Annotated in this window: 19 protein-coding genes; 7 read left to right on the forward strand and 12 right to left on the reverse strand. The window is 67.3% G+C overall.

Translation table 11 applies throughout. The features are described 5' to 3' along the window. Positions 1 to 5 precede the first annotated feature (5 nt). Positions 6 to 1,148, reverse strand: a complete 1,143-nt coding sequence (locus QEP15_RS23130) for a DUF1254 domain-containing protein (protein WP_152382747.1) — start codon at positions 1,146 to 1,148, stop codon at positions 6 to 8. A 149-nt stretch (positions 1,149 to 1,297) separates the two neighbouring features. Here QEP15_RS23130 and QEP15_RS23135 point away from each other — a divergent pair, with 149 nt between their 5' ends. After that, positions 1,298 to 1,894, forward strand: coding sequence for a hypothetical protein (locus QEP15_RS23135; RefSeq protein ID WP_152382748.1), 597 nt, complete (start codon positions 1,298 to 1,300; stop codon positions 1,892 to 1,894). A 24-nt stretch (positions 1,895 to 1,918) separates the two neighbouring features. Here the strand turns inward: QEP15_RS23135 and QEP15_RS23140 are convergent, their stop codons facing one another. Both QEP15_RS23140 and QEP15_RS23145 read right to left on the reverse strand, forming a co-directional pair. Further along, positions 1,919 to 2,476, reverse strand: coding sequence for an ureidoglycolate lyase (locus QEP15_RS23140; RefSeq protein WP_152382749.1), 558 nt, complete (start codon positions 2,474 to 2,476; stop codon positions 1,919 to 1,921). Next, positions 2,473 to 2,706, reverse strand: coding sequence for an Arm DNA-binding domain-containing protein (locus tag QEP15_RS23145; RefSeq protein WP_152382750.1), 234 nt, complete (start codon positions 2,704 to 2,706; stop codon positions 2,473 to 2,475). Before QEP15_RS23145 ends, QEP15_RS23140 begins: the two co-directional genes overlap by 4 nt. A 103-nt stretch (positions 2,707 to 2,809) precedes the next feature. On the opposite strand from QEP15_RS23145, the gene QEP15_RS23150 reads away from it, so the two are divergent. Beyond that, positions 2,810 to 3,190 (forward strand): cupin domain-containing protein, encoded by a 381-nt coding sequence (locus QEP15_RS23150; RefSeq protein WP_056324729.1) that lies wholly within the window; start codon positions 2,810 to 2,812, stop codon positions 3,188 to 3,190. Positions 3,191 to 3,251: 61 nt separating this feature from the next. On the opposite strand, the gene QEP15_RS23155 is transcribed toward QEP15_RS23150, so the two are convergent. After that, positions 3,252 to 4,493 (reverse strand): MFS transporter, encoded by a 1,242-nt coding sequence (locus tag QEP15_RS23155; protein WP_280148157.1) that lies wholly within the window; start codon positions 4,491 to 4,493, stop codon positions 3,252 to 3,254. A gap of 430 nt (positions 4,494 to 4,923) precedes the next feature. On the opposite strand from QEP15_RS23155, the gene QEP15_RS23160 reads away from it, so the two are divergent. Together QEP15_RS23160 and QEP15_RS23165 are read left to right on the forward strand one after the other, a co-directional pair. Next, on the forward strand, positions 4,924 to 8,037 hold the full coding sequence (locus tag QEP15_RS23160; RefSeq protein ID WP_280148158.1) for a WG repeat-containing protein: 3,114 nt from the start codon (positions 4,924 to 4,926) through the stop codon (positions 8,035 to 8,037). A 2-nt stretch (positions 8,038 to 8,039) separates the two neighbouring features. After that, the gene (locus QEP15_RS23165; RefSeq protein ID WP_280148159.1) at positions 8,040 to 10,943 is read left to right on the forward strand and encodes a WG repeat-containing protein; all 2,904 of its coding nucleotides are present in this window, start codon (positions 8,040 to 8,042) and stop codon (positions 10,941 to 10,943) included. Here QEP15_RS23165 and QEP15_RS23170 read toward each other — a convergent pair. Further along, positions 10,937 to 11,797: an isocitrate lyase/PEP mutase family protein gene (locus tag QEP15_RS23170; RefSeq protein ID WP_280148160.1), complete on the reverse strand. Its 861-nt coding sequence runs from the start codon at positions 11,795 to 11,797 to the stop codon at positions 10,937 to 10,939. The genes QEP15_RS23165 and QEP15_RS23170 overlap by 7 nt on opposite strands. A 105-nt stretch (positions 11,798 to 11,902) precedes the next feature. Between QEP15_RS23170 and QEP15_RS23175 the strand changes: the two genes are divergently transcribed. Then, complete coding sequence (locus tag QEP15_RS23175) at positions 11,903 to 12,790, forward strand: LysR family transcriptional regulator (RefSeq protein WP_175156185.1); 888 nt, start codon at positions 11,903 to 11,905, stop codon at positions 12,788 to 12,790. Positions 12,791 to 12,812: 22 nt separating this feature from the next. Here the strand turns inward: QEP15_RS23175 and QEP15_RS23180 are convergent, their stop codons facing one another. The 3 genes from QEP15_RS23180 to QEP15_RS23190 form a co-directional block, all read right to left on the reverse strand. Beyond that, entirely contained in the window at positions 12,813 to 13,628 is an 816-nt protein-coding gene (locus tag QEP15_RS23180) for a siderophore-interacting protein (RefSeq protein ID WP_280148161.1), read from the reverse strand. Between the two features lie 26 nt (positions 13,629 to 13,654). Further along, on the reverse strand, positions 13,655 to 14,431 hold the full coding sequence (locus QEP15_RS23185; protein ID WP_280148162.1) for a PadR family transcriptional regulator: 777 nt from the start codon (positions 14,429 to 14,431) through the stop codon (positions 13,655 to 13,657). Between the two features lie 94 nt (positions 14,432 to 14,525). Next, the gene (locus QEP15_RS23190) at positions 14,526 to 15,416 is read right to left on the reverse strand and encodes a helix-turn-helix transcriptional regulator (RefSeq protein ID WP_280148163.1); all 891 of its coding nucleotides are present in this window, start codon (positions 15,414 to 15,416) and stop codon (positions 14,526 to 14,528) included. A gap of 108 nt (positions 15,417 to 15,524) precedes the next feature. Here QEP15_RS23190 and QEP15_RS23195 point away from each other — a divergent pair, with 108 nt between their 5' ends. Beyond that, positions 15,525 to 16,976 carry an MFS transporter gene (locus tag QEP15_RS23195; protein WP_175156188.1) on the forward strand — a complete coding sequence of 484 codons (1,452 nt, stop codon included), beginning with the start codon at positions 15,525 to 15,527 and terminating at the stop codon, positions 16,974 to 16,976. 37 nt (positions 16,977 to 17,013) lie between these two features. Here the strand turns inward: QEP15_RS23195 and proC are convergent, their stop codons facing one another. From proC to QEP15_RS23215, 4 genes are all read right to left on the reverse strand, one after another. Further along, entirely contained in the window at positions 17,014 to 17,820 is an 807-nt protein-coding gene (gene proC, locus QEP15_RS23200; RefSeq protein WP_217618257.1) for a pyrroline-5-carboxylate reductase, read from the reverse strand. 99 nt (positions 17,821 to 17,919) lie between these two features. After that, the gene (locus tag QEP15_RS23205; protein WP_152382759.1) at positions 17,920 to 18,690 is read right to left on the reverse strand and encodes a phytanoyl-CoA dioxygenase family protein; all 771 of its coding nucleotides are present in this window, start codon (positions 18,688 to 18,690) and stop codon (positions 17,920 to 17,922) included. Between the two features lie 104 nt (positions 18,691 to 18,794). Next, positions 18,795 to 19,907 (reverse strand): AI-2E family transporter, encoded by a 1,113-nt coding sequence (locus tag QEP15_RS23210; protein WP_056324702.1) that lies wholly within the window; start codon positions 19,905 to 19,907, stop codon positions 18,795 to 18,797. 165 nt (positions 19,908 to 20,072) lie between these two features. Then, positions 20,073 to 21,140, reverse strand: coding sequence for a LysR family transcriptional regulator (locus QEP15_RS23215; protein ID WP_056324699.1), 1,068 nt, complete (start codon positions 21,138 to 21,140; stop codon positions 20,073 to 20,075). Between the two features lie 386 nt (positions 21,141 to 21,526). On the opposite strand from QEP15_RS23215, the gene QEP15_RS23220 reads away from it, so the two are divergent. Then, positions 21,527 to 22,729 carry an efflux RND transporter periplasmic adaptor subunit gene (locus QEP15_RS23220; RefSeq protein WP_056324696.1) on the forward strand — a complete coding sequence of 401 codons (1,203 nt, stop codon included), beginning with the start codon at positions 21,527 to 21,529 and terminating at the stop codon, positions 22,727 to 22,729. Positions 22,730 to 22,741: the final 12 nt, after the last annotated feature.

Here is a 22,741-nt window from a genome sequence, read left to right on the forward strand (position 1 = left end):
CGCGCCTATTGGGGCGTGGGTGCCGGTTTGGGCTGAGACTTCAGCGGCGCCTTCGGTGGCACCTTCGGCGCCGCCTTGGGCGCGTTCATGCCGCCAAACGCAAACAGCCCCATCTGCGCCCCCGTCGCGCGTGCCAGATAGTCGTTCTTCAGCTTGTCCCGGTCGCCGAACAGCGCCCCGGCATCGGCGCCCTGCGCCGCGCGGTTCTTGTCGATGTCGTTCTGGCCATCGTGCATGCCCTCTTGCAGCGCGCGGCGCAACGCGGGGTTGAGCGTGGCGGTGTCGTAGTCCTCGCCGGGGCGCAGGCCCAGGGTGGCCATGCGTTCGCGCAGCGCGGTCTCGGATTTGTGTGCGGGTGCGAACCGCAGCAGGAAGGCCAGTTCGTCATAGAACTCGAGCGACGAATACATCTGCGCGCGCGGAACCGGCGCTTTCCATTCCACCTTGGCAGGGGCGGCGGGCGCGGCCAGGTTGCGGAACGCCGATAGCGGCTGCACCTTGAAGCGCGCCTGGATGCGCTTGGCGTTTTCCTGGTCGGCGGGATTGAACCGCTGCGTGCGCGCCACCAGCGTGGCAAGCTGCGTCTCTGACCGAATCACCTTGGTGATGCCCGGGGGCACCTTGCCTTTCCAGGAGGGACCCGCCACGAGAAAGACGCCACCGCCCAGGCCGCGCGAGCCCAGGTCGCGGATGTGGTGCATGTACAGGTCCATGACCTGCAACGAGGCGTCGCGCCGCTTTTCGACGCGGGGCACGATGACGACGACGGGTTCGGCGCGCAAATCCAGGGCGGCGTAGGAATACAGATAGGCCGGGTCCAGGCCGGCCGCGGCGGCGGACGCGGTGCCGACCGGATTGATGCTGTTCACCGGCCCCTTGTATTGCGCCCCCTGCTTGTCCAGGCTGTAGGCATACATGGCCTGGTAGCTGGCGACCATGGGCGCGCCGTAAAGGTAGGATTCGCGCGCGATGCCACGCGCCTGTTGCGCAGTGAGGCCCTCGATGCCGACGGACTGCCCGGCGGCGGCGTCGTGCGACGGGACCGCACAGCCGGACAAAACGCCCGCCACGACGATGGCGGCAACCAGCCCCATGAACGGACGGCAGGTGGCGCGGCAAAATCCGGTGCTAATCTGGCGGTGGCGCATTCAGGGCTCCGACATGACGGGATGGCGCAGTCGCCCGAGGGCGGCGGCGGATTGCGCCAGGGCTCGAATTCCGGGGGATTCTGTCATATTTCCCCGGCATGTAGAAGTAACAGTGCACCGCAGCGGTGCGACAGGAAAGGCACAGCAGCATGTCAACGCAAGACCCGAGCATGACCGGTCCGGACGGAGAGGCGTTCAACATTCGCGCGTCGTCGTACTTCGTGTTGCAGGCCGTGCACCGCTGCGCGGCTTGCAACACGCTGTCGCGCGTGACGGCGCTGGCCGTGCCGCCCGGCCACGAAAGCACCGAGGTCGACCTGGAACTGGATGAGGACGATGCGGATAGCACGGGACTGGATCCGCTGGCGTTTCAGGACTGGCTGTTCGGACCCGCGCAATGGCAGTCGATACCGGGTCCGGCCATGATCTCGTCGACACGGGCTCTTGCGCCCGATGTGGCGCAGACGCTGCGCTCGCTTGCGCCGGCCTACCGCCAGAACCCCGCCCGGTCAGGGGAATGGTGCAATTTCTGCGAGCATTGCGATCACCCCATCTGGGACGGCGCGTTGTACCCGACGCCAGGGCAGGCATTCTGTCCGCCCGATGCCGATGCCGCTGCACACATATCGGCGCAACGGGTCGACGCGCCGTTCGCGGCGTTTTTCGGCATGTGCTGGACGGACAGCTACCGCAACAAGTGGCCCTTGTTCACGCGCCTGGGCTTCGCGTGCAGCGAGGGGGATTGATTCTCCCGCCCTCGTGGCGCATTGTCAGGCGCTTTGCAGCAGATCCTGAGGCACTTCCAGTTGCCGCGCGGGGATGGCCGCGAAGGCGCTTTCGGTGGTGCTGGCGTCCGTGGTCAGGTGCTGGATCAGGTCGACCGTGGTGGAGCGGCGGGTCAGCATCAGGCACGTGACCTCGTCGCCCGCCACGCGGGTGGCGTGCCAGCAGCCCGGCCGCATGCACACGCCCTGCCCCTGCGCCACATGAAAGGCCGCAAGCGTGGCCAGGTCGGGCGAGCCGTCCGCGGCGCTGCGCGCCACGATCTGGATGATGCTGCCCGTCAGCGGGACGATCGCCTGCTGCGTCAGCAGGTGCTTTTCCAGGCTGGCCACTTCGACGGACTGGCTTCGGTAATTGACCCAAAGCACCTCGGCGTCGCCGCCCGCGCCCGTGTTGAACAGGTGCTCGTGCCAGAAATCGGTGGCCGGGTTCGTAAACAGCGGAACGCCGTTGCCGTCCGGCATGGGCTTGCCCAGCATCCACCCGTAGGCATTGAAGGCATCAGGCGAAAGATCGTGAACTTCAAGCTGCGAATTGCTCGTCATGCGGGACCCAGTGATGGCTTAGCGCCGCGTTTGGGGAATTCGGCGTCGTAGTCGAAATCGCCCCGCGCGATGGCCTCCAGGATGGCAACGCGCCGGTCGGCGGCGCGCTTGAGGTTGGCGGCGGTGGGCTTGACACGGATACGCTCGACACAATGCCGGCCGTCATAGAAGAAGCCGATCTCGATGGACGATTCGGATGCGGGGCGCACCCCTTCGAATCCCGTGCTCATCGCGTGCTCTCCAAGTTGCCGATGGCAGACATGATAAACGCAACGATGTGACAGCCGGCGCTGTCATACACTGCCCTGATTCCCCCACCCGAGGACGCGCAACATGGCCATCGACCTGACGTCGCACTATGTGTATCTGGACGCCGCCGGCGCCGCCGCCACCGTGACGGGCGGCGACGCATTCTGGTCCCAATCTCCGGAAGACCTTGAGCAATACGGGCGCGGCTGGCTCGTGTCCGAGTACGAATTCGCGGCCGACTGGCCGCAATGGGAGATGCATCCCGGCGCCGACGAGATCGTGCGGCTGATGTCTGGGGCCGCCGAACTGCACCTGGAATGGCCCACCGGCATCCAGATCGTGAAAATGCTGGCCGGCGATGCCTACGTGATTCCGAAGGGCGCGTGGCACACCGTCAAGGTCATTGAGCCCTGTCGCATGCTGCACATCACCATGGGTGCGGGCACGCAGCACCGGCTGGCGTAACGCCGCTTCCTGTGCGCGCCTCGCCGGCCGCACCTAGCCGGCCGCACCTAGCCAGCCGCGCCTAGCCAGCCGTGCCCACCGGCCGCGCGCGCTGGATCTCGCGGTCGTCGATCGGCCAGTGCAAGGCGGCCGACAGCACGCCCAGCGCCATCGCCCCCAGCCAGATCAGGTCGTAAGAGCGGGTGGCTTCGAACACCACGCCCCCCAGCCACACGCCCAGAAACGAGCCAACCTGATGACCAAAGAACACGAAGCCGAAGAGCGTGGTGATGTAGCGCACGCCAAACACCTGCGAGATGAGGCCGTTGGTGAGCGGCACCGTGCCCAGCCACACAAAGCCCATGACCGCCGCGAACGCGTAGACCGACCACGTGGATAGCGGCACCAGGATGAAAAGCGCAATGGCCGCGGTCCGGATCAGGTAGATGCCCGCCAGCAGGTACTTGCGCCGGTGATGCGCGCCCAGGATGCCGCAGACATAGGTGCCCATGACATTGGTGAGCGCAATGATGGCCAGCGCGGCGACCGCGTCCGATGCGCGCAGGCCCTTGTCCATCAGGTAGGCGGGCAGGTGCGTGCCGATGAACGCCAGCTGGAAACCGCAAGCCAGGAATCCCAGGTTCAGCAGCCAGAAGCCCGGGCGCGTGAAGGCCTCGCGAAGGGCGTCGCGCAGCGACAGGTTTGCGTCGGGCGCGCCGGCATCGCGCAGACGGTTCGCCGGCTCGCGTAGCGGAAACGCCAACGGCAACAGGATAGTCAGCGCCACGGCAAACGCCAGCAAGGCCGCCACCCAGCCCCAGCCCCCGATCAGCCATTGCGCCGCGGGCACCATCGTGAACTGTCCAAGGCCGCCGACGGCTCCCGCCACGCCCAGCGCCCAGCTTCTGCGTTCGGGCGGCACCAGGCGGCTGAGCGCGCCATAAATGGCCGCGAACGCCGTGCCGGACAGCGCGATGCCGATGCACACCCCCGCCGTCCACATGAAGCCCGCCGGCGTCGTGGCGTGCGCCATGCCGGCCAGGCCCACCGCATAAAAAACCAACCCGCCAGCGATCACCTTGGCCGAACCATAGCGGTCGGCAATCATGCCGGTGAAGGGCTGCACGATGCCCCAGGTCAGGTTCTGCACGGCCAGCGCGATGGCGAAGGTTTCGCGGCTCCAGCCGCGGTCCATGGTGACGGGCAGAAGAAACAGGCCCTGCACATGGCGCACGCCCAGGGCAAGACCCATGACGACGCCACCGGCCAGCACCAGCAGCCACAGCTGCGATGCATCCAGGGAAGATTTTTGGGGGGTGGACATGGCGAACCTCTTGCAAGGAAACGTCGCCCCCGTTCAGGCGGGCATTGGCGCTATTACAGGGTCGCCAGACGCGAGGCTCAACCGATTATTTTTTGCCCGCTGCATGCGTGGAGGGAATGTCACGGCAACGCGCCAGACTGCGTTGATGATCGAGACAGGCGCCTGAATCGAGCGGCTATGCCAACCTTCAACGTGCGCAAAAAAAAAGAAATTACGCGATGTTTTTGAAATATGGCGGGAGTTACCGAAAAAATCAGCCGAAGGCTGCGACATGTTAACGCTTCGTTTTTGATGGTTACATCTCCCGATCCGTCCCCGCACACCGCTGAGTACAGTGGCTGCCTTCCCAATCCTTCGGCAGGCATCGACTCATGTGGCACGCCCGGTCCGGCACGTTCGTTTCCGCGGTTGTTGACCGCGCCCGCAACTCATGACAGCGGCACCCATCTTCAAGCCGCTGGCGCTGGCAGTGGCGCTGGCGGGGATCGCGCTCCTGGCGCCGGTCACTTCGCACGCGCAGACCAACTGGGCGCAGCAGTGCGCGTACAACAATTTCGGCGAAGGCGCGGGCACATCGTGCCACCAGCCATTCCAGGAAGGCCTGGCGGCCGTGTTGGTGGGTACCGCCGACGGCGATTCCGCTGCCTGGGGATTTATTGACAAGCAAGGCGTCATGGCCATCGTGCCGGCGTATTCGGAAGCCCGCTCCTTCCAGAACGGGTTGGCCGCCGTCAGCCAGCAGGATCTCTGGGGTTACATCGACACCCGGGGACGCTGGGTCATCCCGCCGCGCTTTAGCGACGCGACCGGATTCAACGCCCAAGGCACGGCGCTGGCCGAAGAGGACGGACGGGATGTGCTGATCGACCGTCAGGGCAAGGTCGTGAAGACCTTTCCGCTGGGCACGCGCACCTCGGGCTTTGAGCCCGGCCAGAAGCTGGCGGCGATGGAAATTCCGACGCCGCCGCGTCTGGTGAATACCGTGACCGGCAAGCCTGCCGCGCTGCCCGAAGGGGTGATGGCGCTGGCCGCGCCGACCAGCGGCCAACTGCCCGCGCAGACGCGCGATTCGCGTTACGGCGGCTGGTGGGGCCTGCTGGATCAGAACGGCACCTGGGCAATCAGCCCGCAAGTGCTGCGCTCGCTCGCGCCGCCGTTGCGCGATGGCGATGTGGTGGCCGTGAACCGCGAACGGGCATGGGAATTCGTGGATGTGCGCGGCGAGGCGCTGTCGACCGAGCGTTACGAACGCGTGGAGCGGGTGGCGCCGGGCATATGGCTGGTGCGGGTCGCGGATGGCGGCACGTTGCTGCTGGATGGCAAGCTCCAACCCATGCACACCTTCGAAAGCGACTATGTGGGTGTGCGGGAGCAAGACGGCTGGCGCTTTGCCGCCGAGCCCGGCATGACGCTGCTGATCGATCCCGAGGGCCGGCTGCAGCTGATCCCCTTGCGCAGCGGCGAGGTCAAGATTCATCACGGGCGCGCGTGGGTCTATGGCGCGGCGCGGCGCACGGCCGGCGTTGCCGACGCGGCTGGCGACGCGATGAGCGCGGAAGATCAAGCCCATGCCGCCGACGCGGCGGCTGCAGTGCAGGCGGCGTCCGAAGCGGAGACTGCTGCGGCTTTCCAGGACCCGCCGGTTGCCGCCGATGCCGCAACCGATATTGCCCAAGCGGCAACGGTGGCAGACGCGACGCCTACCGAGGCGACTCAAGCTGAGGCTGCGGCAGCCGCAGACGACGCCATGGCGGCCGATGCAATGCAAGCCGATACCGCGGCAGATGCCGCCATGGATGCGGCCACCGCCGCGGCAGACGCCGCACAAACGACCGCCAGCGCCAACGCAGACGAATCGCTTTACCAGGTCTACGGCCGGGACGGCCTTGGCATCCTTGACGAGACCACCCTCGCGCAGCTGCGCGCCTACGACGTCAGCGAGTTTCACTACGCGCGCACGACCGCTCGCGAGGCGGATGCCCCGCTGGCGCTCCTGCGTCCGCACGACTATGGCCAGCCGACCGGCATCCTCACGGCGGCGGGCAAGATCGTCACGAATCCGGATTGGGCAAACATCGACACGTACGACGTCACGCTGCCCCTCGTGGCGCGCACCAGGAACTACCAAGCCGGTGCGATCGGCGCGGACGGCGCGTGGGCCATCGAACCGCGCTACACCGAGATCCGCCCCTTCAAGGGCCCCTACACCTGGGCCCGCACGAAGGACATGCTGCGCGGCGACGCGCTTCTGATCGATGCCCGCGGGCAGGAAGTGTCCGTTCCCGCACACGTGCTGGAAGAGGCCTCTCGCCTTGACGGTGAACTGCTGCCCTACTACGCACGCAACGAAAACCGCCAGCGCCGCGCGGGCCTGTGGAACGTGCGCAAGGGCGCGCCAGTGCTCAAGCCGGTCTACGAGCAGATACAGGAGTTCGAGGACGACTGGGCCAAGGTCCAGGACAAGAACCGCTGGGGCGTGGTCAACCGCGAGGGCCAGTGGGTAGTGCCCGCCCGCTACGACGGCGCCTACGATCTGGAATACCTGGGTAACGGCCTGATGCTGGTCGAAGCGCCGGAGGGCAAGCGCAATCGCGGCGGCTTCACCGAACGCGCCTACCGCGTCATCAACCTGCGCACCGGCAAAACGAGTGAACCCGTGGTCGGCAAGCCGCAGAAGCTTGCCGATGGGCGCTTTCTCGGCGAATTGGCCGACGCAAGCGCTGTCCTGATCGATGCAGAGGGCGCCTCCATCCGCTTGTCGGAGGGCCGGCCCAACAACAAGCAGCAATTCGGCGACTGGCTTTACATCAACTTTGACGAACGCGAAGGCGCCATCGATGCGCGCGGCAACATGAAGGTGCCCGCGCAATACGGCGAATTCAATCCGTTCTTCACGCAGCCCGAAGGCCTGGCGCGCGCCAATATCGGCATGGGCTATCGCCTGATCGACCAGACCGGCAAGACCCTGCTCGAGAAGTGGGGCGACGCCACGCCGCTGGCATCGATGCACCGCGTCGTCGTCAATGACGACGAGAGCGGATCGAGCATTCTGGTGGACCTGCAAGGCCGCGAGGTCACCCGTCTGCCCGGCCGCTACGCCATCGACAGCGACAAGGCCAGCGAGGGCGTGGCGCCGTACAGCGACGGCGATAACAAGTACGGCTTCATCGACGCGAACGGCAAGCGCGTCGTGGGCGCGCACTTCAACCAGCTTGGCCGCATGAAGGACGGACTGGCGCGGGCGCGCCGCCTGGAGCGCACGGGCAAGCTGTACGGCTACATCGATCTGACCGGACGCTATGCGATTGCGCCGGCGTTCACGTGGGCCGGCGACTTTTCGGAAGGCCGCGCGCTGGTGCGGCGCAATCGGCTAATCGAGTACATCGATACCCAGGGCAAGACCACCGCGCTGTTCGGCGTGCTGTGCGACACGGTGGTGATCGTGGATGCAGAGGACCGGCAAAGCTGGCCGCCCCGGAAACTCACCTGCCCCGAGGCCGCCGGCATCTCGCCGCCGGCAGTCGACAACGCCAACGCAGAATGATCATGACGTCACGCGTGCTACGAACCACCCGCCTCGCCTGCGCATTGGCCGCGCTGGGCGCATCCCTGTCCGTTCAGGCGCAGACCGGCTACGTGCAGCAGGGCCACATCTATTGCCTGGGGGAATCCGATTACCCGGTCTATCCGGCTGCCGACGACATCTCCGCGCGCAACCCCTTCAGCAACGGCTGCATCCGGGATCTGCAGGACGGCCGCGCCGCGGTGCTGCTGCCGTCAGCCATCGAGAACATCGACCGAGTGCCGCGCGACAACTCGCTGCGCCGCCACGCATGGGGCTTTCTGGACCGGAACGGCCGCGTCGCGATCGAGCCGATCTTTGAGGAAGTAGGCGATTTCCGCCACGGGCTTGCCGCCGTGCGGTGGCAAGGCAAGTGGGGCTACATCGACCGCAATGGCCGCATGGCGGTGCGCCCGCAGTACGACGCGGCGCAGGACTTTGTCGAGGTCGGGCTGGCGGCGGTGACGCTGGACGGCAAGCCGATGCTGATCGACCGCCAGGGCAATCCGGCGGGCGAGCCGTTCGACGAGGTGGTGCGTGCCGTGCGCCTGTTCGATGGCGTGCCCGCGCGGGCCACGGTTCAGTACAAGGAGGAATACCGTTCAACCAGCGGCGAACGCCGCTTCGGCGGGGACGGTGTCGTCATCACGCGGCCGCTGGGTGACAAAGGCCTGTACATCGCCACCAACGGCCAGGCCAAGTACGGCGTGGTGGACAAGGACTGGAAATGGGTCGTGGACCCGGAGTTCGATGACATCTCCTTGCAGGACGACGGCAACCTGGCCTCGGGCTACGGTCCGGACGGCTCCGTGCTGGTGACGGCGGACGGCAAGCTGATCGGCGCGGACCAGCAGTACGAAAGCATCCTGCCCGTGGGCAAGGCTTTCTACAGCGCGCAGTTGCCGCAGCGAGGCGGCTTTGCGGTGATGGACCGCACCGGCACGATCGTGGCCACGCTGACAACCGAAGAAGGCCAGACGTCGCAGCGCCACGCCGACACCATTCTGTATCGGTCGGGCGAAAACCTGATGGCGCTGGTGCCCGGCCACGCCGCGCCGGTCACGTTGGGCGCGGGGCTGTCGGCCGGCGACGAACTTGAGGGCTATGTCCTTTTCGTGGACGAATCCCGCCGCGCCGCCGGTTTGCTGACGCCGACCGGCGCGTGGCTGCACGGCGCCACGGCGCCCGCATGGCTCGCGGACGCCCGCCGCCTGCAGACGCGCGAAGGCAATCTGTGGCTGTCCGACGAGCAAGGCGCCCTGCTCAATGTGGTGGACAAGGACGGCAAGCCGCTGCTCAAACCCGAGACGGTAGCGGCGCTTCAGAACCAGCAACTCCAGCCGCTGCCCGCCGGCGTCCCGGGCGGTCCGCTGAGCGTGCTGGGTCAAAGCCACTGCAATTGCGACGACACACAAGTGGGTCTGCTGCTTGCCGATGGCAGCATGGTCACCGATCCGTCCTGGTCTGCCGTGACACCGCTGGACGACACCGATTATGAAAACGCCGCAGCCCCGACAGCGGACCAATTGCGCTACGCGGCCGAAACCGACGACGGCATGGTGCTGCTGGACGCGCGCGGCAAGCGCATCGACCTGCCCGCGCAGCAGCACATCGGCATGTTCCGTCATGGCTACGCGCAGGTGTATGGCGACGGCGTGGTGCGCATGATCGACCGCGCGGGCAAGACGTTCGAGCTGCCCGAGAACTTCGATACGCAGGTCGTGGCGCCCGGCGTGGCGCGCTTTGTGCAAACGGCGGCCGACGGCGCGCCGTGGGGTCTGTACGATTTTGCGGCCGGCAAGCTGCTGGCCGCCCCCACGTTCCGTAGCATCGGCGAATTCCAGAATGGCCAGGCGATCGCATCGCTGGGCGCGGGCCGGGTCGGGGTCATCGACCTGCAAGGCAAGTGGGTCGTGCCGGCCAGCCACCACGGCGTGGAGCGCGTGAACGACACGCTATGGCGGGTGACGCAGCCCGGCAAGCAAGAAGACGAGTACGACCGTCCCGCCGCACTGTTCAATACGCGCGGCCAGGCGCTGACCGCCTTCATGCGCGGATTGCAGGTGGGCGATTTTGGGGATGGCTCTGTCAGCGCGGGCAACAGCGAGCGCCGCTGGATCATCTCGCCGGACGGCTCGGACGCGCTGGACATGAAGGATGCCGATTACCTGCGGCTGGGCGACTGGATGGAGATCCGCCGCGCCGACCGCGAAGGCTATCTGAACGGCAAGGGCGCGTGGCAGATCGCGCCGGCAGCCCGCACCGGCACGCTCTTCCAAGGCACGCCGGCGCGCGCGCTGACGTCCAACGCCAAGGGCACGCAGGTCATGGACGCCAACGGCAAGATCCTGGCCACCCTGCCCCGCGGCGAATGGACGTGGCCGCCACGCTCCGACCTGCTGATCCGCTATTACTCGGCCGACCGGGGCACCATGACGGACTACACGGACTTGTCCGGCAAGACCCGGTTGACGGTCGAAGGGTTTGGATCGGGGTTCTCGGAAGGCCGCGCCGTCACGCATCTGTCTGGCGGCGGCATGCGCTGGGTGGATGCCAAGGGCGTGCTGACGGGGCCGGCGTTCGACGCGCTGGGTACGCTGCGCGAAGGCCTGGCGCCAGCCGCCAGCGACCGGCGCTACGGCTATGTCGATAGCACGGGCGCGTTCGCCATTCCTGCGGAATACCGGGCGTTGTCCGGATTTGAGAACCAGCGTGCGGTGGTGTCCACGGAAGACGACTCGCGGATCATCGACAACGCCGGCAGCCTGGTCGCACAGGTCAGGATGCAATGCGGCATCCGCACCCTGTACGGCGCGGCCGGCCAGCGGCTGTGGCCGCTGCGCATGCCGCACGGCTGCAAGCGTACCGAGGCGTCGCGCGCCTACTGAACATCCAGCGCCAGATAGCGGCCGGTCTGCACGATTGCTTCGCGTTCCTTGAAGCTGGTCAGCCGGTCCGCCATTGCGCTGCTGTCGCCCGTCAGCCGGATCGCGCGAAGCGTCTCCTGCATCGCGTGGATCGCCGCGCGCTGCAGGTCCGACGGAATGATCGCCAGGCGGTAGCCCATCGCCGTCAGGTCCGGCAGCGGCACCAGCGGCGTCTTGCCGCCGTAGAACATGTTGATGAGCTTCAAGCCCGGCAGCCGCTCGGCAATGGCGCGGATCTGCGCCAGCGTCTCCGGCGCCTCGACAAAGATCATGTCGGCGCCGGCCTTCAGGTACAGCTCGGCGCGGGCGATGGCCGCGTCAAACCCTTCGACCGCGATGGCGTCGGTGCGCGCGATGACCAGCGTGTCGGCGTCGGCGAGCGTCTGGCGCGCAATGTAGACCTTGCGGGCCATCTCGCCGGCATCGACCAGGCTCTTGTCGTCCAGGTGGCCGCAGCGCTTGGGAAAGGTCTGGTCCTCGATATGAAACGCCGCCACACCCGCGCGCTCCATCAGGCGCACCGTGCGTTCCACGTTGGCCGAGCCACCGAATCCGGTGTCAGCGTCCGCCACCACGGGCAGGCCGCTGGCGTCGACGATCTTTTCCACGCGGTCCATCACTTCGGTGAAGCTGAGCAGACCGATGTCCGGATAGCCGGCGGCACGCGCGATGGCGCCGCCGCTGGCGTAGACCGCCGAGAATCCGGCCGCGGCAACCAGGCGGGCCGACAGGCCGTCATAGGCGCCGGGCGCCACGACGATGTTTTCAGAGAGCTGCTGGCGCAACCGCGCGCCGGGCGATAAGTGGGCAGTCATGGGGGGGGTCCTTAAAAGCAAAGCGTCATACCCGCATGATCTGCGCCGGCCATTAGAATGTCCAATATATGGAATATTTCCAATCAGTATTTTTTGAGTATCAATATGGAACTGCGCCATCTCCGCTATTTCGTCGTCACTGCCGAGGCCCAGCATTTCACGCGCGCGGCCGAGCTGCTGGGCATGGCACAGCCGCCGCTCAGCCAGCAAATCCGCCAGCTTGAACAGGAAGTGGGCACGCCCCTTTTTGACCGCACGGGCCGCGGGGTGACGCTGAACGACGCCGGACGCGCATTCCTGGCGTGCGCGCAGGACATCCTGCAACGCGCCGATGCGGCCGTGCGCACGGCCCAGCGCGCCGCGCGCGGCGAGGTGGGCGAACTGACGTTGGGGTTCACCGAGTCGGCGTCTTTCAACGGCGTGGTGACTGAGCTGATCCGCCAATACCGCGAGCGCTACCCGGAAGTTGAAATGACGCTGTCGCAGGGCGACAGCGAAACGCTTGTGGCGCAACTGCGCGACGGCGCGATCGACGCCGCGTTCGTGCGCCCGCCCTTTGCGCTGGACGGCGGGCTGACGTTCACGCAACTGGTGGAGGAACCGCTGGTGGTCGCGATGCCGCTGGGCCATGCGCTGGCGCGCCGCAAGCGGCTCACGCCGGCTGACCTGCACCAGGAGACCTTCATCCTGTACTCGCGCAAATCGGGCTATGGCCTGAGCGCAGACATCATGGCGGCGTGCCGGCAGCACGGGCTGAGCCCGCGCATCGGGCAGCAGGCGCCGCAGTTGTCGTCGGCCGTGAACCTGGTGGCGGCGGGGATGGGCGTGGCGATCGTGCCGGCTTCGCTGCGCCCCCTGCGCCCGGATGGCGTTCTCTACCGGCCGTTAGCGCTGGATTGGCCGCGCGCGGTGCTGGGCCTGGCCGTGCGCGATGCGACCGGTGCACGGGCCGCCAATCTGCTTGCGCTGGCGCGGGCTCGCCGCAAGCCCTGATGCGTTTTGCTGGCCCGCACGCTCAATCGTCGTGCGATTCGTGCACGGCAATTGCGCCGCGCTTCCAGTAGCTGGCGGCGCGGATGCGGCTCTTGTCGATGCCGTGTTGGGCCACCATGATCTCGCGCACCGCTTTCGCGGTGGCCGATTCCGCCGCCACCCACACATAGCCTTCGCCCCGCGGCAACGCCAATTCGCGCGCGGCTTGCAGCAAGAGCGTGCTGTAGCCCGGCGCGGTCCCGTTGCGATGCAGCCAGCGCACCGACGCCTTCGCGGCCGTTTGCAGCGGGATTTCATTCTCCGCCGCCGGCACTTCGATCAGCACCAGCGCCTGCGCCGAGGCGGGCAGTTCTTCCAGCCGGCGCGCGATGGCGGGCAGCGCGGTCTCGTCGCCGATCAGCACATACCAGTCGAACGCGGTAGGCACCACAAACGAACCGCGTGGTCCGCCGATTCCCAGTTGCTGGCCGGGCGCGGCCTGTTCGGCCCAGGTCGAGGCGGGGCCGTCGCCGTGCAGCACGAATTCGATCTCCAGTTCCTGGCGCGCGGTGTCGAACCGGCGCGGCGTGTAGTCGCGCGCGGCGGGCCGGGGCACGCCGTCGGGGAACTTGATGCCGTCCGGCCCGGCGGTGGGCAGCACGGGCGGTTGCGAGGGATCGGCGGGGAAAAAGATCTTCACGTGATCGTCGAAGGACGCGGACACGAAGTCCTGCAAGTCTTCGCCGGTGAACGTGACACGGGCCAGCAGCCCGGCGATGCGCTCGACGCGCGCCACGGTCAGCGTGCGCATCTTTAGGGTGTGGCGCACGCGCGCCACGGTGAGGTCGCTTTGATTCATGGGTACTCCAGTCAGTTGGGACGGGATCAGGCGCCAGACTTGCCGTTGATCTCGTCGGTCGCACGCGCCAGGATGCCGGCGATGCGTCGTTGTTCGGCGGGCGAGGCGTCGGTGCGATCCAGCAGCGCGCGCTTGAGCGCCTGGCGCGCCTCGACGAATTCGGGCAGCCAGCCGGTGCGGGTGTCCTCGCCTTCGGGGCCAGTCTCGCGCGGCTGGCCGCTCCAGGCCTGGCGCATGTAGTCCATCTTGCGCGCCACGTGCTTGAGCTTGTTGAACATCAGCGTCAGGCGCTCGCGGTTGGCGTCCAGGTGCGCCTTGCCGGGTTCCGTGAGGTGATAGCGCTTCTTGGCGCCTTCCTGTTCGACGGTGGCGTAGCTCAGTTCTTCCAGATAGGTGAGCGCGGGATACACCATGCCGGGGCTGGGGGTGTAGAAACCGTTGCTGAGCGCGCCCAGCGCCTTGATGAGTTCGTAGCCGTGGCTGGGGTTCTGCTCCAGCAGCCCGAGCAGCATCAGTTGCAAGTCGTCGCTGGACACCTTGCGGCTGCGTGTGAAGCCGCGGCCGTCGCCGCCGAAGCCGTCTGCGTCGCCGCGGCCGTGGGCGCCACCCGAGAACCAGTCGCCGCCCGCGGTGGCGTGACGCGGATGGTGATCATGATGACGGCCGCCGTGATGGCCGGGATGCGGGGCGTGGGGATGGGCGTTGCCGTGGCGACCCTGATGCTGACAATGGCCGCGATGGCCATGGGCGCGGCGCCCGCCGGCAGCGCGCTGGACGGCGGCGATGAACGAAAACGGGGACATGAATGCCTCTTACGATATGTCTTACGATAGCTCGTACGATATACCTGCCGCTTTGGCGGCGTCAACTCCCCCGTTTTTTTTCCGCCGCCCCGTCCTATCGCAGAGGTTCGCTCGGCGCGGTGGCATCCACCTGCACCCATCGGACGAAGTCCGCCGCCTTGGGCTCGTGCGGCGCGGGCGCATAGACCACGAGCCGCAAATGACGGCTTTCGTCGACGCTCAAGGTGGCGTGCTCGAATGCGATGTCACCCAGTGATTCCACATGCAGCGTACGTAGGCCCATGCACGAACCATGCACGTCGTGTTCGCGCCACCAGGTCCGGAAATCGGGCGACACCCGTTCCAACTCATCGACCAGTTCGGCGATGTCGGGCACCCCGGCGGCGCTGGCGAAATCGCGCCGGAACGAGGACAGCATGCGCGGCGCCTGCGCCGTCCAGTCCACGAAGCGCTCGCGCATGGCGGGGTCCACGAACAGCATCCAGAGCAGATTGCGGCGGCCCGGCGCCTGCCCGGAAAAATTGAACACCTTGTCCGCGGCGGCGTTCCACACCACGACGTCCCAGCGCAGATTCAGGATGTACGCGGGCCGCGCGGGCAGGTCGTCCATCAGGCGGCGGACTTGCGCGGGCACGGTGCACCAGGTGCGGCCCGTCTCGGCCGGCGGGCGCTGATGCGCCAGCAGGTAAAGGTGGCGGCGCTCGGCATCGTCCAGCCGCAACACGCGCGCCAGGTTTTCCAGAAACGCCGACGACACGCTGATGTTGCGGCCCTGTTCAAACCACGTGTACCAGGCCAGCCCGACGCCCGCGAGCGCCGCGACCTCCTCGCGCCGCAGCCCCGGCGTGCGGCGACGGCGGCCGGGCGGCAGCCCAAGGTCGGCGGGGCTCAGCCGCTCGCGCCGCAGGCGCAGGAATTCGGAAAGATCGGCGCGGGTGCGGTCCAGACGGTGCGCCGTAGCCGGTGCGGACGGGGTTGTAGGCATGGGTGCGGTCATGACGCTGTTGCAGGCAGTAATAGCATAAACAGCCAAATTGTATAAGGCTGAAGGTCCGACCAGAATAGCGCCGATCCTGACTTTCTGGCCTTTTCCATGTCGACCTCCTGCCTTCCCGCCACGCCCTCGCCCGCCCTCCTCCACACCGATTCCCCGCGCCTGGGCAATCTTGGCCTGGCCGTGCTGCTCTCCGGCGGATTCATCACGATCTTCGACCTCTTCGTCGTGAACGTGGCCATTCCCAGCATGCAAGCGACACTGTCGGCCAGCTTCGCGCAAATCAACTTCATCATCGCCGCCTACGAACTGGCGTACGGGGTGCTGCTGATCGCGGGCAGCCGGCTGGGCGACCGGCACGGCAGGCGGCGCCTGTTCATGCTGGGCATGGCGGGTTTCGCGTTGGCATCCGCCTTGTGCGGCCTGGCGCCCACGCCGGACACGCTGATCGCCGCGCGCATTGTGCAAGGCGCCGCGGCGGCCCTGCTGTTTCCGCAGGTGTATGCGCTGATTCGCGTCAGCTTCGAGGGCCACGCGCGGCGGCGGGCGTTTGCATGGCTGGGCATGACGCTGGGCCTTGCGGCCATCGCCGGGCAGGTGCTGGGGGGATGGATCGTCCATGCGGATCTGTTCGGCCTGGCCTGGCGCACCATCTTCCTCGTCAACCTGCCGCTGGGTCTGTTGGCTTGCTGGCTGGCGCGTCACATCCCTGAATCCGCCGACCCTTCCGGCGCGGCGATGGATTGGGCAGGGGCCGCCCTCGTGGGGCTGGGGCTGGCGTTGCTGCTGCTGGCGCTGATCGAGGGTCCGGCACGTCAATGGCCCGCCTGGACGCTCGGCTGCGGCGCGGCATCGGTGGCCGCATTGACGGCATTCGTGCGATTGCAACGCCGGATCGCCGCGTGCGGCGGCGCGCCGCTGGTGGACATGGCCTTGCTGACGCAGCCGCGCTTTGCGGCCGGGTGCCTTGTCGTGATGCTGGTGTTCTCCACCGCCAGCGCCATGTTTCTTTGCTATGCGCTGCTGGTGCAGACCGGATTCGGCCGCGATGCGCTGACGGCCGGCCTGATCTTCGCGCCGGCCAGCGTCGGGTTCGTCGCCGGCTCGATGGCCGCGCCACGGCTGGTTGCCCGGTATGGGACGCGGGCGATCGCGCTGGCCGCGCTGCTGTACGGCGGCGCGACGGCTGCCCTGATGCTGCACACGGAATTTGCGGGCGCCGATCTGGACCCTTGGACGCTTTTGCCCGCGCTGGTGTGGCTGGGCGCGGCCCAAGGCGCGGTCAACACGCCGCTGGTGAACCTGGCGATGGGACTGGTCCAGGACCGCCACGCGGGCATGGCCGCGGGCGTGGTGTCGACCCTGCAGCAGGTGGGCGCGGCGCTTGGCGTATCGGCCGCGGGCATGCTGTATGGCGGTGCGCTGCAAGCCCATGCGGATGCGGGCGTGGCCGAGCGCCATGCGCAGGCATTCGCGTCAGCCATGCAATTCAACGTCGCGGCCATTCTTCTGGCGGCCGCGCTGTTGTGGCGGCTGGGCCGCCACCGCTGACCGCGTTCGGACTTGCGGCGCGGCCGTGCCGGCGCGCTTATCCCGCGGACAATTCGCGAGCGCGCTGCTGCGCCTTGTGCACCGCCTGCGTGATGGCCTCGGCCACGCCGGCCTGCTGCATGTGCGACAGCGCGGCGTAGGTGGTGCCTCCCTTGGAAGTGACGCGCTCCTGCAATTCGGTGAGCGGCACGTCTTCGCTGGCGGCAAGCTCTGCCGCGCCGCGGAAGGCGGCGACCGACAGCCGGCGGGCGTCGGCAGGCGTGAAGCCCAGCTCGACAGCGCCCTTCTCCAGCGCCGCCATGAAGTGAAACACGTAGCCGGGACCGCTGCCGGTCACCGCGGTGACGGCGTCGATCATGGCTTCGCTGTCGGTCCAGATGCGCTCACCGACGGCCGCGAAAAGCGCGTCGACCTGATCGCGCTCGGCCTGCCCGCAGGCCGGGGTGGCGTACAGGCCGGTCATGCCCAGCCCCACCTTCGCGGGCGTATTGGGCATGGCGCGCACGATGCGCGCGTGGCCGCCCAGCCAGTCCGACAGCGCGGCCAGTTCCACGCCCGCCGCGATGCTGACCACCGTGGCGTCGGCCGGCAGATGCTGACGGACCTGGCCACACGCCTCGCGCAGTACCTGCGGCTTGGTGGCCAGCACGCACAGGCCCGCGTCGCCGATGTCGCTGCTGACCTGCTCCAGGCACGGCAATCCGCGCGCCACCAGCGCCTCGCGCGTGGGCGCGTAGGGCTCGATCACCAGAAAATCGGTCAGCGCCCGGCCCTGGCCGAGCAGCCCGTCGATGATGGCGGAGGCCATATTGCCGCCGCCGATGAAGACGATCTTTTCACGCATGTTGCTTCAGTTCCAAAGAGGGATTGCGGACCGGGCCGGCGAGGCTGCAATGCCGGCGCGCGGAATGGGGATTCGACAGTCTACGGGCATCGCGAGGCATCACGCCTTCGTCAGCGCCACGCCTGCCTGCGATGACGAACGCGTGCCCGGCAGCGGATGGCAGGACTCGGGGTGATAGGAATGAACCACCGATAACTTCACACGGTCGCTGCTGTTGCCCTGCGCGGCGTGCAAGGTGCGGCAGTGAAAGAACACGACGTCGCCCGCCTGCAGTTCCGGGCAGACGGCGCGCGCGATCCATTCGGCGTTCTGCGGCACGTCCTCGCGGAAGAACTTCTTGTCGTCGAATTGTTCCGGCGTATAGGCCGCCGTGTGCGAACCGGGAATGAACGACAGGCCGCCATTGGCGCGCGTCTCTGGCCCCAGGGCCAGCCAGCAGGACACCAGATCCGTGTCCGAGAACGACCAATATCGGATGTCCTGGTGCCAGCCGGTCAGGCTGCCATACGCGGGGTGCTTGGTCATCACGCAGTTGTGGTGCACCGTGGACAGCACGGGCGTCTGGTTGAAGTAGCGCTGCAGCCACTGCGCGATGCGCGGATTGGTGGCCCATTGCGCGAACAACGGGTCGCGCGCGTAGGCGTTGAGCAACCGGCGCACCGTCAAGCCGCCTTCGGCGGTGCGGGATACCGGCGCGCCGGGGTAGCGCAGGTCGGCTTCGTATTCGATGGGAGCAACGTGATCGCGCAAATGGCGCTCGGCCAGCGCGCGCAGCGCGGCGACCTCTTCGGGGCTGGCGAACTGGCGCGCCACCACGAAGCCCTGCTCATGCAGCACGGCTATCTGATCATCAGGCAATAACCCGGACATCTCGATCCTCACAGCCCGCGTCGGAAAACGGCGCGTCTGCGGGCGGGCAGGCGCGCACCGGCAAGGCGCCGGTCACGCGGGATGGCTAGATTACCAAAACGGCCTCAGCCCGCGGGGGTCTTCTCGGGGTGGACGGCTGGCGCGCCGAGCCGGGCGGCGTCGCGCTCCTGGACTTCGTGGTGGACCCATTCGCGCCAGACGGCGACCAGCAGCGCCATCAGCACCGGGCCGACGAACAATCCCACGATGCCCATGGTCTTCACGCCGCCCACCAGGCCGAAGAAAGTCGGCAGGAACGGCAGCTTGACTGGGCCGCCCACCAGGCGCGGGCGCAGCGTCTTGTCGACGATGAACAATTCCACACTGCCCCAGACCATCAGCGCGATGCCCGCGACCACATGGCCGGAGCCCACGAGATACAGGGACACCAGCGTGAATGACAGCGGCGCGCCGCCTGGGATCAGGGCCATGAACCCGGTGACCACGCCCAGCAATACGGGCGACGGCACGCCCGCGACCCAATAGGCGATGCCCAGCACGACGCCTTCGCCCAGCGCGATCAGGCCCATGCCGGTGACGGTGGAATTGATGGTGGCCGGCACCACGCGCGAAAAGCGCTGCCAGCGCGCCGGCAGGATGCGTTCGCCCAGCACATCCAGCTGCGCGACCATGCGGATGCCGTCCTTGTAGACGAAGAACAGCGTGATCAGCATGAATAGGACCGTCAGCAGCAACTGGAAGACGTTGCCCGTGGCGGCCAGCGCCATGCGGTAGATGTTGCCCAGGTGCTCGCCGCTGACCGCTTCGACCAGCGCGCCCAGCGCGTGGGGCTGGCCAATATAGGATTCCCAGTATTGCGCCAGGCGGTCGCCCACGACCGGCATCGAGGAAATCCACGCGGGCACGTCCACGCCATGCCGGTTGGCGGCGATGGCCCAGGCGACGAACGCGCTGGCTTCCTTGATGGCATAGGACAAGGCCAGCGACAACGGAACGATCAACACCACGACGACGACCAGCAGCGCCAGCGACGCGGCCACTGTTGTACGGCCGCCGCACCGGACGACGAGGCGTTGATACAAGGGCCAGCTGGCCAGGCCGATGATCAGCGCCGCCAGGGCCGGGACCAGGAATCCGCTAAGAAAGTAAACCCCCGCCAACAGCACAAGCAGCAACAGCCATCGGGCAATGAGGTAAGCGGGTAGAACAGGCTGCATAGCGCGAATCGACTGTAAGGGCGTTGTAGGCTTTGACTGTCGGACTATACAGACGTTTCATGCGATTCGAGGGACGTAAGGGCTGTATTTACTACGGGGTTTCCCGCGCTTAACGCACATGGCGGACCCGAGGGTCCGCCATGTCGTTGCGCCGGAGGCGATGGCTTACAGCAGGTATTCGGCGGCTTCTTCGCGCGCGGTACGGCGGCGCGGGGCCATGTCGGCCAGCGCCGGGATGGCCGGCACGGGGGGTTGCGCCGGCGCGGTCTGACCCTGGTTGCGCTGGTACACGGCGCAAGAAGCGGCGGCCGGATCGGTCTCGTCGCGGCCGCTGAGCAGCGGGCATCCGGCAAACAGGTCGGCGACCCAATCGGTAAAGGCCCGCACCTTGGGCGACAACTGCCGGCTTTGCGGATACAGCACCGAAATGGCCGTGGAGCTGGGTTTCCACTGCGGCAGGATCTCGATCAGCTCGCCCGATTGCAGGTACGGCAGCGCCATGTAGCGCGCGGTCTGGATCAGCCCGAAGCCTTTCAGGCCGCAATCCAGGTAGGCGCCGGCTTCGTTCACGGCCACCGTGCCCTTCATGTCCACTTCCTGGTGCTTGCCGTCCACCTTGAAGTCCCAGGCGCAATTGCGGCCGGTGCGGCTGGAAAAATAATGCACCGCGTGGTGATCGCGCAGCGATTCGATGGTTTGCGGCATGCCGTGGCGCGCCACATACGTGGGAGACGCGCAGGTCACCGTCTGCAAGGTGCCAATGCGGCGGGCGACCAGACTGGAGTCTTCGAGGTCGCCGGCGCGGATCACGCAGTCCACGGCTTCCTGGACCATGTCGACCGGACGGTCGCCCAGGCCCAGCACCAGCTCGACGTCGGGGTATTTGTCGTGGAAATCACACAATGAGGGGATCAGGATCAGCCGGCCGATGCAGGTGGGCACGTCGATGCGCAGGCGGCCCTTCAGACGCAAGGCGGCTTCCTGGAAGCAAGCCTCGGTTTCTTCGACGTCGGCCAGGATGCGCACGCAATGCTGGTAATAGCCCGCGCCGTCGGGCGTCAGGCCGATGCGGCGGGTGGTGCGGTTCAGCAGGCGCACGCCCAGGAGGCGTTCCAGATTCTGAATGATGGTGGTGACGGTGGTGCGCGGAAGCGATAGGCTGTCGGCCGCCCGGGTGAAGCTATTGGCGTCCACGACGCGCACAAACACCTGCATCGCCTGAAAGCGGTCCATGGCAAGGGTGTCCTTAGGCAAATAAGTCGGGGTGAACGGAGCATAACCCGATTTCGCCGCCGATTAGTCATTCTCCACGAACAGTGTTGCCGGGAAAGACAGGTTTATCCGCCCGGACAAAACACTCAGAATGCAAACCATCTTGAAGTGCCCTTGCCGCCCGGCGCAAGAAAAGGGCATGTCAATCCTCAGATTCCGCACCGCAGCGGCCCGCCCTTACCCGGCGGCCACCGCCTCCAGATCAGCGACCCCGGTCGATGTTGCATTGCAGCATATTCATGTGACCCTGGATTCTTAGGACTGGCATTCCCGCACCGCCGCCTTCTGTTTTCCCGCATTCCGGGCAAGCGCGCTTCCGCCTCTAAAGAACCACTCAAGGAAACACCATGGTTTCGCGTAAACGTATTGCTGTGCTCGTCGTATTTGCAGCCGTGCTGGCGGCCGGTGGCGGCTACGCCCTCACCCGCGGTCCCGCGGGCGGCAATGTCGCCATGGCGCAGGGCGCCCCGGCCGCGCCCCCGGTCGAGGTGGCCGAGGTGGTCAACAAGACCATCGTCGACTGGCAGCGCTATTCCGGCCGCCTGGAGGCCATCGACCGCGTGGATATCCGGCCGCTGGTGTCCGGCACGCTGACCGCCGTCCACTTCAAGGACGGCAGCATCGTCAAGAAGGGCGACGTGCTCTTCACCATCGACCCGCGCCCCTACGCGGCCGAGGTGGACCGCGCCGCCGCCGCGCTGACGGCCGCCAAGGCCCGGGCCGCCTACACGGCGTCCGAACTGGCCCGCGGCCAGCGCCTCTTGGCCGACAACGCCATCGCCCGCCGCGACTTCGAGGAAAAGCAGAACGCCGCCCGCGAAGCCGCCGCCAACCTGCAAGGCGCGCAGGCCGCGCTGGACTACGCCAAGCTGAACCTGGGCTACACCCGCATCGAGGCGCCCGTGGACGGCCGCGTGTCGCGCGCCGAGGTCACGGTAGGCAACGTAGTGGCCGCCGGCGCCGCGTCGGTGCCGCTGACCACGCTGGTGTCGGTGTCCAAGATGTACGCATCGTTCGACGTGGACGAACAAACGTTCCTGCGTTACGTGAACCCGGTGCGCAACGGCCGCGCCGGCGCGGTGCCGGTCGAACTGGGCCTGGCCAACGAAGACGGCTACTCGCGCACGGGCGCCGTGCAATCGGTGGACAACCGCCTGGATGCCACCTCCGGCACCATCCGCGTGCGCGCCGAGTTCGACAACGCCGACGGCACGCTGCTGCCGGGTCTGTACGCCCGCATCCGGCTGGGCGGCAGCGAACCGCGCGCGGCCGTGCTGATCGACGAACGCGCCATCGGCACCGACCAGGACAAGCGCTTTGTGCTCGTGCTGGACGACAAGAACCACGCCGTCTACCGCCAGGTGAAGCTGGGCGCCAACCAGGAAGGCCTGCGCGTGGTGGATTCGGGCCTTGCCGCCGGCGAGCGCATCGTCGTCAACGGCCTGCAACGCATCCGCCCCGGCGACGCCGTGACCCCCACTGTCGTCCCCATGGTTGCGGCCAAGCGTACCCCCGGCAACCCGGTCAAGACCGCCTCGGCACAGAACTGAGCCGACGCGTCG

This window comes from Achromobacter mucicolens (genome assembly GCF_029866465.1).
Taxonomy (GTDB): domain Bacteria; phylum Pseudomonadota; class Gammaproteobacteria; order Burkholderiales; family Burkholderiaceae_B; genus Achromobacter; species Achromobacter mucicolens.

Excerpts from the sequence above, each read along its gene's own strand:
- QEP15_RS23160 (WP_280148158.1), top strand. The coding sequence starts at position 4,924 with ATGACAGCGGCACCCATCTTCAAGCCGCTGGCGCTGGCAGTGGCGCTG.
- QEP15_RS23220 (WP_056324696.1), top strand. The coding sequence starts at position 21,527 with ATGGTTTCGCGTAAACGTATTGCTGTGCTCGTCGTATTTGCAGCCGTG.
- proC (WP_217618257.1), bottom strand. The coding sequence starts at position 17,820 with ATGCGTGAAAAGATCGTCTTCATCGGCGGCGGCAATATGGCCTCCGCC.
- QEP15_RS23210 (WP_056324702.1), bottom strand. The coding sequence starts at position 19,907 with ATGCAGCCTGTTCTACCCGCTTACCTCATTGCCCGATGGCTGTTGCTG.
- QEP15_RS23170 (WP_280148160.1), bottom strand. The coding sequence starts at position 11,797 with ATGACTGCCCACTTATCGCCCGGCGCGCGGTTGCGCCAGCAGCTCTCT.
- QEP15_RS23130 (WP_152382747.1), bottom strand. The coding sequence starts at position 1,148 with ATGCGCCACCGCCAGATTAGCACCGGATTTTGCCGCGCCACCTGCCGT.
- QEP15_RS23180 (WP_280148161.1), bottom strand. The coding sequence starts at position 13,628 with ATGAATCAAAGCGACCTCACCGTGGCGCGCGTGCGCCACACCCTAAAG.
- QEP15_RS23190 (WP_280148163.1), bottom strand. The coding sequence starts at position 15,416 with ATGCCTACAACCCCGTCCGCACCGGCTACGGCGCACCGTCTGGACCGC.
- QEP15_RS23165 (WP_280148159.1), top strand. The coding sequence starts at position 8,040 with ATGACGTCACGCGTGCTACGAACCACCCGCCTCGCCTGCGCATTGGCC.
- QEP15_RS23215 (WP_056324699.1), bottom strand. The coding sequence starts at position 21,140 with ATGGACCGCTTTCAGGCGATGCAGGTGTTTGTGCGCGTCGTGGACGCC.
- QEP15_RS23150 (WP_056324729.1), top strand. The coding sequence starts at position 2,810 with ATGGCCATCGACCTGACGTCGCACTATGTGTATCTGGACGCCGCCGGC.
- QEP15_RS23195 (WP_175156188.1), top strand. The coding sequence starts at position 15,525 with ATGTCGACCTCCTGCCTTCCCGCCACGCCCTCGCCCGCCCTCCTCCAC.
- QEP15_RS23155 (WP_280148157.1), bottom strand. The coding sequence starts at position 4,493 with ATGTCCACCCCCCAAAAATCTTCCCTGGATGCATCGCAGCTGTGGCTG.
- QEP15_RS23135 (WP_152382748.1), top strand. The coding sequence starts at position 1,298 with ATGTCAACGCAAGACCCGAGCATGACCGGTCCGGACGGAGAGGCGTTC.
- QEP15_RS23145 (WP_152382750.1), bottom strand. The coding sequence starts at position 2,706 with ATGAGCACGGGATTCGAAGGGGTGCGCCCCGCATCCGAATCGTCCATC.
- QEP15_RS23140 (WP_152382749.1), bottom strand. The coding sequence starts at position 2,476 with ATGACGAGCAATTCGCAGCTTGAAGTTCACGATCTTTCGCCTGATGCC.
- QEP15_RS23205 (WP_152382759.1), bottom strand. The coding sequence starts at position 18,690 with ATGTCCGGGTTATTGCCTGATGATCAGATAGCCGTGCTGCATGAGCAG.
- QEP15_RS23175 (WP_175156185.1), top strand. The coding sequence starts at position 11,903 with ATGGAACTGCGCCATCTCCGCTATTTCGTCGTCACTGCCGAGGCCCAG.
- QEP15_RS23185 (WP_280148162.1), bottom strand. The coding sequence starts at position 14,431 with ATGTCCCCGTTTTCGTTCATCGCCGCCGTCCAGCGCGCTGCCGGCGGG.